This is a genomic window from Tritonibacter sp. SIMBA_163 (assembly GCF_046535935.1).
GTDB lineage: Bacteria > Pseudomonadota > Alphaproteobacteria > Rhodobacterales > Rhodobacteraceae > Epibacterium > Epibacterium scottomollicae.
The window spans coordinates 1-234 of record NZ_JAWJBP010001380.1; the positions used below are offsets into that span (position 1 = coordinate 1).

The following is a 234-nucleotide window of genomic DNA, read 5'->3' on the forward strand; positions in this document are numbered from 1 at the left end:
GGTCGGGCGGCAGCTTCAATTCGAAGGATACGATTGGCCATACCGGGTTTACCGGAACCGGCTTTTGGATCGATTTTGAAGCAGGCCGGGCATGGACCCTGCTCACCAACCGCATTCATCCCACCCGTCATTTCGACAGCGGTATCTTGGCACTGCGTCAGGGCGTTGGTGACGCAATCTCATTGGGATAGGAGACATCTATGCAGCCAATATGGGCCGTCGGACTGATGACCG

Annotated in this window: 1 pseudogene; it reads left to right on the plus strand. The window is 56.4% G+C overall.

The features are described from left to right. Positions 1–191 (plus strand): annotated as a pseudogene (locus tag R0J92_RS26810) (esterase); the annotation flags it as partial. Positions 192–234: the final 43 nt, after the last annotated feature.